We start from the raw sequence: 2,680 nt of genomic DNA on the forward strand, positions 1-2,680 counted from the left end.
CTGCGCCTGTTCGCGGCCACCGAGCAGTGGTTCCAGTTCGGCGCCGAGGATGTCTGGAGCCTGTTCCACTCCTATGCGTTCGACTTCTCGGTGTGGGAGATCTTCGGGGCCCTGCTGTACGGCGGGCGGCTGCTGATCGTCCCCCAGGAGGTGGCGCGCTCGGCCCAGGACTTCTACCCGCTGCTCTGCAGCGAGGGCGTGACGGTGCTCAACCAGACGCCGTCGGCGTTCCGCCAGTTGATGCACGTGGCCTGCAGCGCCGAGCCTGCGCACCGGTTGCGCTACATCGTGTTCGGTGGCGAGGCCCTGGAGGTCAATACCCTGCAACCCTGGTTCCAGCGTTTCGGCGATCAGCGCCCGCAGTTGGTGAACATGTACGGCATCACCGAAACCACGGTGCACGTGACCTACCGTCCCTTGTCCGTGGCGGACCTGAGCCTGGCGGGGGCCAGCCCGATTGGCGAGCTGATCCCCGACATGTCCTGGTATTTGCTGGACAGCAACCTGCAACCGGTGCCCAAGGGCTGCATCGGTGAACTCTATGTCGGGCGTGCCGGGCTGGCCTGGGGCTACCTGAACCGCGGCGACTTGAGTGCGGCGCGGTTTGTCCCGGACCCGTTTGGCGAGGCTGGTGGGCGTCTCTACCGCACCGGCGATCTGGCGCGTTATCAGGCCGACGGTTCGATCGGCTACATCGGCCGTATCGACCACCAGGTGAAGATCCGCGGTTTCCGCATCGAGCTGGGGGAGATCGAAGCGCGGCTGCTGGAGTTGCCTGCGGTGCGCGAGGCGGTGGTGCTGGCCCCGGAAGGTCCCGACGGCCCGCAACTGGTGGCCTACGTGGTGCCCGCCGGCCTGGACTGGAACGGCCAGGACCCGCTTGCCGAGCAACTGCCCCTGCGCGACGCCATCAAGGCCGGGCTGCGCGAGCACCTGCCGGGCTACATGGTTCCGGCCCATGTGCTGTTCCTCCAGGCGCTGCCCCTGACCGCCAATGGCAAGCTCAATCGCGCTGCCTTGCCGGCCATCGACGGCAGCCTGTTGCAGCAGGCCCACGTGGCCCCGCGCAGCGAGCGCGAACAGCAAGTGGCCGGGATCTGGGCCCAGGTGCTGAAACTGGAAAAGGTCGGCTTGACCGATAACTTCTTCGAGCTCGGCGGCCATTCGCTGCTGGCTACCCAGGTGATGTCGCGCATCCGCCAGGAGCTGGGCATCGAGGCCCCCCTCAAGCTGTTGTTCGAAGGCGAGTCGCTGGAAGATTTCGTCCGCCTGCTGGGCCCGGAAACTGCCCAGCCACTCCAGCCGATTCCCCTGGTGGACCGGCAGCAGCCGCTGGCGGTGTCCTATGCCCAGGAACGCCAGTGGTTCCTCTGGCAGCTGGACCCCGACAGCAGCGCCTATCACATCCCCATGGCCCTGCGCCTGCGCGGCTCGCTGGATAGCCGGGCCCTGCAAAGCAGTTTCGATGCCTTGATCGCCCGCCATGAAAGCTTGCGCACGCACTTTGTCGAGAGCGCCCGGGGCCTGACCCAGGTGATCGCGGCCCAGGCCCGCTTGCCCATCAGCCAGCAAGACTTGTCCCTGCTGGTGGAGGCCGGCAACACCGATGACTTGATCAAGCAGGTTATCGACACCCAGGTACGTCAGCCGTTCGACCTGCGCCAGGGGCCGTTGCTGCGGGCCACCCTGGTGCGCCTGGCGGAGGACGAGCATGTGCTGGTGCTGGTCCAGCACCACATCGTTTCCGATGGCTGGTCGATGCAGTTGATGGTGGAGGAACTGATCCGGCTCTATGGCGCCCAAAGCCAGGGGCAGCAGGCCGAGTTGCCGGCGCTGGCGGTGCAGTACGCGGACTACGCGGCCTGGCAACGCCAGTGGATGGAAGCCGGTGAGCGCGAGCGGCAACTGGATTACTGGTTGCAGCAACTGGAAGGCGGCGTTCAGGTTCTGGATTTGCCCCTGGACCATCCGCGGCCGTTGCAGCAAAGCCACAAGGGCGCGCGCCATGGCATCAGCCTGGATGGCGCCTTGCCGGGGGCCCTGAAACAGCTGGCCCAGCGCGAAGGGGTCACGCTGTTCATGCTGTTGCTGGCCTCGTTCCAGGTGCTGCTGCACCGCTACAGCGGTCAGGCGGACATCCGCGTCGGGGTGCCCACCGCCAACCGCAACCGGGTGGAGACCGAGCGCCTGATCGGCTTCTTCGTCAATACCCAGGTGCTCAAGGCTGAAGTCGACGGGCAACTGAGCTTCAGCGACTTTCTAAGTCAGGTCAAAAGAGCCGCGCTGGAGGCCCAGGAGCATCAGGACCTGCCCTTCGAACAACTGGTGGAAGCCCTCAAGCCGGAGCGCAGCCTGAGCTACAGCCCGCTGTTCCAGGTGATGTTCAACCACCAGGCGGCCGCCCGCCAGGACGCTGCAACCCTGGAGGTTCCAGGGTTGCAGGTGCAGATGCTCAGTGGCGAGGACAGCACGACCCAGTTTGATCTGAGCCTGGATACCTTCGAGTCCGGGGATCGCCTCTGGGCCTCCCTGACCTATGCCTGCGACCTGTTCGAGGCTTCCACCATCGAGCGTCTGGCCCAGTCCTGGGTGCAGTTGCTGCAGGGCATCGTCCAGCAGCCGCGCCAGCGCCTGGGGGACCTGCCGCTGCTGGGCGCTGCCGAGCAGCACCAGTTGCTGC

General features: G+C 66.2%; 1 protein-coding gene. It reads left to right on the forward strand.

Annotation, left to right across the window (positions count from 1 at the left end; translation table 11 throughout):
- Positions 1-2,680, forward strand: a 2,680-nt coding sequence (locus F6S12_RS31055) for a condensation domain-containing protein (protein WP_315869792.1), incomplete at both ends; no start/stop codon positions are given.

This window comes from Pseudomonas sp. JV245A, assembly GCF_032424515.1.
GTDB classification, from domain to species: Bacteria; Pseudomonadota; Gammaproteobacteria; order Pseudomonadales; family Pseudomonadaceae; genus Aquipseudomonas; species Aquipseudomonas protegens.